Below are 6,399 nucleotides of genomic sequence, written 5' to 3' on the forward strand. Positions count from 1 at the left end.
TATCCAAAGCCGTGACGCAGTGTTCGGCGGTCAGCATGGTCGTGGAGTCGATGAGCACCGCTCCGCACTTGTGATACGGGCCCCAATAATCTGATTGCAGGGATCCCATGAAGGGATAGTCCTCTGTTGCCTGCTGACCGCCGACGATGGCGAGGGCGGCGGTCGCTGCTCCGCCGGCGAGGCACAAAACCAGCAGGGTGATGAGCAGTGGCCGGTCCCGGCGTCGCTGTCGGTGCGTACGTATGCCCATGAGTATGTGTTCGCTCCCGAGTCGTCGGCGGTGAACCCTTCACGTTCACTGTTCGCTACTCATTAGAGGGACAACGATCGTTCGGCGGATCCCCCCCCCAGGGCCCTCCATGGCCTTTGTCGAGGACGTTTGGCGCCGCGCCTCTGGCTGACGGTCCCCCTTCCATGGCCACGACTCGTCGAGGCCATCTCTGGGGTGGCATCCGTGGTGCCGTACCACCCCAGTGGTACGCGAGGTGACATCCATGGCGGGATGTGGTCGAGGGTCGGCACTTGGGAGGCTGGTGAAACGCACTCCGGCGACGAGTGGTGCCGATGCCCGGGTTGAGGGGACACGGCACCGGAGCTACGAGTGCGCTCGCCGCAGCAGGAGTGGGTGTGCGGTGCTTCGGCGGTGAGAACGCGACGCTCACCGGGCCGGCGCGGGCACGACCTGACTGCGGCGCCGCCGATAGGCCCCGGATTTGCGCGGTCCGGGGCCTATCGCCCAGGGGCCGGCCGATGGGGCGGTACGTGACGGACCGCCTGTATCTCCGGCAGTCCGCTGCCAAGCAGACCAATGCCTGCCAACTCCACGCTCTGGATGGTCTGCTCAAGTCCGGCGCACCCACATACGAGGACCCTGCCAGAGCATTCCGCGTCTACGCGATCAACCGGTCCGGGTTCCGCCGACTGCTCGACGAAGCAGCGGTCGGCGACACCATCCGCATCGCCGATGCCGCGCGGCTGTTCCGCTCGAGCAAGGACGTCATCCAGATCAGGGAAGTCCTCCGGCGGCGCGACCCGCACCTGCACATCGCGACCGGCGCATGGTCCGGCTTCGACCTGGCTGCCGACGCCCCGCAGACCAAGCTCTTCGTCATGGTGCTCGCCAGGGTCCTGGAGTTCCAGCGCGACATGATCTCGGAGAACACGAAGGAAGGCGTCGCCGCCGCCGAGGTCGCGGGCAAGACGCTGGGGCGCCCGGCCGCACTCGACAAGGACCAGGCTGCCGACGTCGTGACCGCGTACAGGGAGGGTGCCGCCGTGAAGCACTGGCCCGCGATTACCGCGTCACCCCCAGAGCGATCCGCTGCGTGCTGGACGCGGCTGGCGCCCGCGAGGTCCCCGATGCCGACGAGGTCGGGCAGCTGCTGGGTGAGGCGGCCCGCGGCCAGGACCAGGAGTACGTCGTCGACGGCCGGACCGTGGTCCTCGACGTGCCCGGTCTGCTCGCCGACCACCTGCAGGACATCCCGGACGCCGGGGTACGCGAGGCGTTGCGGGGCGGTCGGACGATCCGTCGCGGATAGGGCTGTTCGGTGCGCGTCACCGCCCCACTCGCGCTCCACCAGGGCGCGCTTCAGCAGTGCGCCGCCCTCGCGCGCGAGGGCGGCGCCCCGGCGGGACGGAAGGAGTACCGCACCTATGCCGGCCGGATCGCCGCGGCCACGCAGATGTCCTGACGGGGTGCCGAGCACGCGTGCCGTCTCCCCGCGGGGCGTCGGCATCCTCGTGCTCAGCGCGCATCGCTGAGCGGCCATCGCCGTTCGCCGCCGTGGTGCCATGCACGACGGTTCATCCCCGGCCGGTGCAGACTCCCGTTTCCCAGGCCCAGGCGGCGATCTCGACGGGGAGTGTCTAATCAACGGCCCTGTCTCACATTCGGTGGTGACGTAGAGTCGTGAGGGTCGTTGACATTCGAGTGAGGGATGTCAACGAGCTTGTGCAGATGGTGTTTTCGGGCCTGTCGCCGCTGGTCATGGAGGATGTGACCGACGAGGGCGAACGGATCGTGGTGCGGGCACGGACTCCCCATCACGCTGCGGTCTGCCCGGTGTGTGGGGCGTCGTCGGGGCGGGTGCACGGCTATCAACTGCGGACGGTGACCGATGTGCCGGTCGATGGCCGTCGGGTAGTGGTTCGTGTACGGGTGCGACGTCTGGTGTGTCCTACGGGCGGCTGCCGGCAGACATTCCGTGAGCAGGTGCCCGGAGTTTTGGACCGGTACCAGCGGCGGACGACACGCCTGACCAGGCAAATCAAGGCCGTGGTCAAAGAGTTAGCAGGCCGGGCCGGGGCACGGTTGCTGGCGATACTCGCGATGGGCCTCTCGCGTCACACGGCCCTGCGCACGTTGTTGCGGATCCCGCTGCCCGCCGGCCGGGTGCCGCGTGTGATCGGTGTCGATGACTTCGCGCTGCGTCGGCGGCACCGCTATGCCACCGTGGTGATCGACGCCGAAAGCCATGAGCGGATCGACGTGCTGTACGGCCGCACAGCCCACACCCTGGAGGTGTGGCTGCGCGAGCATCCGGGCGTCGAGGTCGTGTGCCGTGACGGCTCGGCGACCTATGCTGAGGCCATCCGACGCGCTCTGCCTGACGCGGTGCAGGTCGCGGATCGGTGGCACGTGTGGCCATAACCTGTGCGAAGCGGCCCTGAGCGAGGTCAAAGCACACAGCACCTGCTGGGCCACTGTGCTGGACGCGCCCCTCTACGACGGACCCCGAGCCCAGACCACCCTGGAACGCTGGCACCAGATCCACGGCCTCCTCGACCAGGGCGTCGGCCTGCTCGAATGCGCCCGCCGCCTCCAGCTCGCCCTGAACACCGTCAAACGCTACGCCCGCGCCGAGAAGCCCGAGCGCATGCTCCGCGTCCCCAAATACCGCGCCAGCCTCGTCGACCCCTACCGCGATCACCTGCGCAAACGCCGGACCAAGGACCCCGCCGTCCCGGTCCTGCACCCCTTCGAAGAGATCAAGGCCCTCGGCTTCACCGGATGCCTGAACCTCCTGCACAAGTACATCAACCCTCATGCGCCGCTACCGCGAGGCCGACGAGGCGTTCAAGGAGAACGCCCTGCACGGGGTGCTGTAGCCGTTTGGGAATCGGTAGCTCTCCATCGCTCCAAAGTGGGACTCGGTGGCAGCGGTTGGCCTGTCCTCACGCATCGGAGACCCACGCGCCGGGACCATGGTCGCCAAGAGACTCGCCTTCTGAATGGAGTGCCCGTGGCTACTTCTGAGAACCCTCCGCCAGCCGACGACGGTGGGCCCGAAGCGAACAGCAAGGGGGATCCCGAAGAGTCATCGACCGAGGTGGCGGACCCAAGCGTTGGGCTTGGCTTCAACGATCGCAAGTGGGGGATGGGCCAGAAACTGATGGTTGACGGTGGTGTCGAGGACACTGATGTCAGTCCCACCCCGCCCTCAGGGCGCAAGCCCGCGCCCGCTACGCGACCCGATGAGGGCGGGGACGACGAGACGCCGCAGAGGTAAGCGCCGCTAACCGGCTCCCCGTGCCTTCTCTACGAGGCATCGCGGGCTGAGCGCGCTCATCGGCGCCGGCGTTGTCGGCCTGACTAGTGGAGCCTGCAAGGTCCTCGGTCAGGACTTTGCCGAGTAGCTCCTCACCTGGGCCAGCCAGCGCTGACCTGACCCTGCGGAGACGACGACGGCGCGCGCGTCCTGGGGCCGACCACTCCGGTCGGTCCCACCGCTGCGTTCGCATCCTTGGTGGACCGTGTTCCTGAACACCCGCCGCACGGTGCAGGAGAGCCGACAGGCAACGTCCAGGAACCGATCGGTTCTTGGACAGCCCGAGGGCCCCGGGCAACTGCCACCCGGGGCCCTCGGGCCGCCCCTTACGGGTGGGATAAGTGACCACTGACGCTGGCCGGAGATGTCGGGTGCTGGCTGGGCGTACTCGCGCCTGCGCCCCCGCCGCCCATGAGGGCCAGTAGCAGGAGTATGAACAGGATGACGCTGCCTCCGCCGGCCGCCGCCACAGCGACCGGGCCGCTGATCCGGCGGTTGTGCCCGCGGACGTAGGTGCCGTCCGCTCGGTGGTAGCTCCGCACCCTCGTCGTCTGGCTTGCCGAAGCCGGCCGAGGCCGGACAGTCGTCATGTTCACCCGGCGAGCGGGGCGGGCGGCAGCCGGGCGGGTGCGGCGGTAGTGCGGGCGAACGTAGGTGCCGTCCGAGCGGCGATGACCGCGAACGTATGCCATCAGGGATGTCCTCGGGTGAGTCGGGAGAGTGAGCCCAATTCGGGCGTATCTACGAAGGTAAGCCGCAGCACTGACAGCCGGTGTCTCTCCAACTCGATGTGAAATCCACCGAGTTGATCCATTCGGCCGCTCTGTGGGGGGGCGAAGGCTCCCAGCCCCCCCCGCCCTGTTCTTTCCGCGACCTGACAAGGGCCTGCAGCCGACGGGCCAGTCGCCGACGCTGACCTTGTGTGCTGGGGTCTACGCGGGAAGGGCCGGCGTAGACCGAGGCGGTCTTGGGCGGGAGCTGCCGTGGTGCTGCAGCTCGGCGGTGAGCCAGTGCCAGGGGAGTGCGGTGTACCGGACGGTGCGGGCGGTGGTGCGGGCGGGGGTCGACGGCCAGGTGCCCGGCAACACAGACGAGTTGCCAGAAGATGAGGGATTCGACGGCACGTCTGCGCCGTGCCCTGGCCTGTTCGCGACTCCTTTGATCGCGTCTTGCAGTGATCTCCTGACCAGTTGTCAGTGCCTCCTGTCAGCATGGCTAGTTGCAGCGATGGTGCTACGAGGGGGAGGCATCCATGCCTTGGGTACGGCCGTACGTGCGCTCTGACGGGACACCGGTTCGTGGGCATTCGCGGTGGGCTCCGGGCGCGAGACGGGAATTAACGATCTTCGCTCTGTTCGCGTTAGCCGTGGTCGGGTTCGGCAACGGTCACGCCTCGGCAGATGGGGCGGGAGGCAAGACAGTGCCAGGCTCGCGGTCGACGGTCCACTACCCGATCCGGTTCGACACGACCCCGACGTGGAAGCGGGGGCCGCAGCCGACGCCGACGGTGTCGTACCCGATCCGGTTCCCGTCTCAGCAGGGGGCCCGGTGAGCAGGCGGCGGCGCACGAGGCGGTCCGGTCGCCGGCAGCAGAGGGACTCCGAGCTGATCGGTTTCTTTCTGGCGGCGGCCATGGTGATCGCGGTGGTGGTGGCGGTAGTTCACTGGCTGCTGGCCCACTGGTGGGTGCTCGTCCTGGTCCTGGTGCTCGCCGTGCTGGCCGGTGGGGGCTGGCTGTACAGCCTTCGGCAGCGGGCCCGATGGGAGGCGGTATGGGCGCAGGGGCTGCGCTACGGGCTGCCGCAGCTGGACGCGCTGCACCATTCCCAGTTCGAGGACGCGATACGGGATCTGATGCGCCGGGACGGCTGCCGGGACGCTCAGCGGGTCGGCGGCGGCGGGGACCTGGGCGCGGATGTGAGGGCGACCGATCCGTACGGGCGGCGCTGGGTGATCCAGTGCAAGCACCGCCGCAACGGGGCCCTGGGTTCGGCGGTGGGCACGCCGGACCTACAGGTGCTCAACGGGACGGCCCGGCAGGTGCACGGGGCGGATGTCGCGGTGATCGTGACGAATGGACGGGTGACCGCGCCGGCAGTCACGTTCGCCAAGCAGCAGCGGCTGCACGTGGTCGACCGTCAGACGCTGGGCGTGTGGGCGGCGGGCTCGCGGCCGTTATGGGAGCTGCTGCGGGCAGTTCCGCCCCCGCGTCGCTCAACGCCGTTGAGCTGAGCAGGGCCTGGTTAAGAAGAACCCGGCAATTTTGCCGGGTTCCCCCTATTCGTGGGCTCGGTGGGGGGCGAAGGCCAATGCCGTTGCTTTTGAGCTGCGGAGATCGTTGCCCCGCTTGTGACGGGGTGGGGTGCGGGCCAGCGTGTGCGGATCGGGATCCTGACGAAGGCGTTCACCGCCGAGCTGGCCGACGCGGCGAAAGCCAAGCATGAACGGGCCGAGCGACGCCGCCGACTTCTGCTGGCCCGGCTGGTCGTGTACTTCGTCCTGGCCCTGTGTCTGTTCGCCCGGGAGTCGTACGAGGAGGTGCTGCGGGTGCTGACCAGCGGCATCCCGGGCAGCCGAGCCGTCGCTCGGGTGAACCGGTCGTCGTTGTCCCGGGCTCGCGCCCGTCTCGGCGAGGACGTGTTGAAGACCGTGTTCCGCCAGGTGGCTGGCCCGCTCGCGACCTCGGGCACGCCCGGCGCGTGGTGGCGGGGGCTTCCAATAGCCGATCTCGCTGAAGTACGACCACTTGCCCGTTACTGACTTCGGCTCTTTAGGGTGATCTCTCTCGAAGTCGCTGATGGGCCTGGAGTGTTGTCTGTATTCCGTGGTGTATGAGGTATGCGGATGG

Annotated in this window: 5 protein-coding genes and 2 pseudogenes; 6 read left to right on the forward strand and 1 reads right to left on the reverse strand. The window is 68.4% G+C overall.

Annotated elements, in window-relative coordinates; genetic code table 11:
* On the reverse strand, nucleotides 1–250 hold a 250-nt coding region (locus ABZ471_RS47345; RefSeq protein WP_359075352.1), incomplete at its 3' end, for a trypsin-like serine protease.
* Between the two features lie 500 nt (nucleotides 251–750).
* On the opposite strand from ABZ471_RS47345, the pseudogene ABZ471_RS47350 reads away from it, so the two are divergent.
* The 6 genes and pseudogenes from ABZ471_RS47350 to ABZ471_RS47375 form a co-directional block, all read left to right on the forward strand.
* Nucleotides 751–1,188: pseudogene (locus ABZ471_RS47350) on the forward strand (recombinase family protein); the annotation flags it as partial.
* Between the two features lie 137 nt (nucleotides 1,189–1,325).
* Nucleotides 1,326–1,541, forward strand: a complete 216-nt coding sequence (locus tag ABZ471_RS47355) for a hypothetical protein (RefSeq protein ID WP_359075355.1) — start codon at nucleotides 1,326–1,328, stop codon at nucleotides 1,539–1,541.
* Between the two features lie 9 nt (nucleotides 1,542–1,550).
* Nucleotides 1,551–1,694, forward strand: coding sequence for a hypothetical protein (locus ABZ471_RS47360; protein WP_359075356.1), 144 nt, complete (start codon nucleotides 1,551–1,553; stop codon nucleotides 1,692–1,694).
* Between the two features lie 233 nt (nucleotides 1,695–1,927).
* A pseudogene (locus ABZ471_RS47365) lies at nucleotides 1,928–3,044 on the forward strand (ISL3 family transposase); the annotation flags it as partial.
* 2,055 nt (nucleotides 3,045–5,099) lie between these two features.
* Nucleotides 5,100–5,783, forward strand: coding sequence for a restriction endonuclease (locus ABZ471_RS47370; protein WP_359075353.1), 684 nt, complete (start codon nucleotides 5,100–5,102; stop codon nucleotides 5,781–5,783).
* Nucleotides 5,784–5,927: 144 nt separating this feature from the next.
* A complete protein-coding gene (locus tag ABZ471_RS47375) occupies nucleotides 5,928–6,311 on the forward strand; it encodes a transposase domain-containing protein (protein WP_359075354.1) in 384 nt (127 codons plus the stop codon).
* The last annotated feature ends 88 nt before the right edge of the window (nucleotides 6,312–6,399 follow it).

The organism is Streptomyces sp. NPDC005728 (genome assembly GCF_040630895.1).
Classification (GTDB): Bacteria; Actinomycetota; Actinomycetes; order Streptomycetales; family Streptomycetaceae; genus Streptomyces.